We start from the raw sequence: 452 nt of genomic DNA on the forward strand, positions 1-452 counted from the left end.
TCTCTTGATCCGTCTGTGTCTTTTATTCATTCCGCCACCTCTTTATCTCGATAAAAATTTTTCACAACATTCTCGGCTGCCTCCATGCCGTCAAGAAATCCCTCGTCATATTGTGATCGATAATCTAGAAACGACGAAGCTTGATCAGTGTAAGCTTTCTCAATGATTTTTATCAGCTTCTGCCGATTATCAATCTCTCCCCGCAAAAGTAGGATAAGCTCTTCCTTTGAACATTTAGATAGTTTTTTGTCAGGATATTGAATAATCATTTTCACACCTCCACTTGCTCGACTGTGCCGCCAATTAATGTAGCGACTGCTTCGGCTTTGGACTTGTCTGTAAACGAATAGGCATAATCTTCATATGCAGACGAAGAAGAACGGAAATCAATACCGGTAAATGACTTAAAATAACTGTCCTCACGCTTCTTTACAACCCACTTCGGCTCTTCC

Annotated in this window: 1 protein-coding gene and 1 pseudogene; both read right to left on the reverse strand. The window is 40.7% G+C overall.

The features are described from left to right. Positions 1–26: 26 nt before the first annotated feature. Positions 27–269 carry a hypothetical protein gene (locus RV00_RS16010; RefSeq protein WP_071863503.1) on the reverse strand — a complete coding sequence of 81 codons (243 nt, stop codon included), beginning with the start codon at positions 267–269 and terminating at the stop codon, positions 27–29. Between the two features lie 2 nt (positions 270–271). After that, positions 272–452, reverse strand: a pseudogene (locus tag RV00_RS16615) (DUF1642 domain-containing protein); the annotation flags it as partial.

The organism is Enterococcus devriesei, assembly GCF_001885905.1.
Classification (GTDB): domain Bacteria; phylum Bacillota; class Bacilli; order Lactobacillales; family Enterococcaceae; genus Enterococcus_A; species Enterococcus_A devriesei.

What these genes read in the sequence shown, in the direction of transcription:
- RV00_RS16010 (WP_071863503.1), bottom strand. Translation starts at nt 269, where the DNA reads ATGATTATTCAATATCCTGACAAAAAACTATCTAAATGTTCAAAGGAA.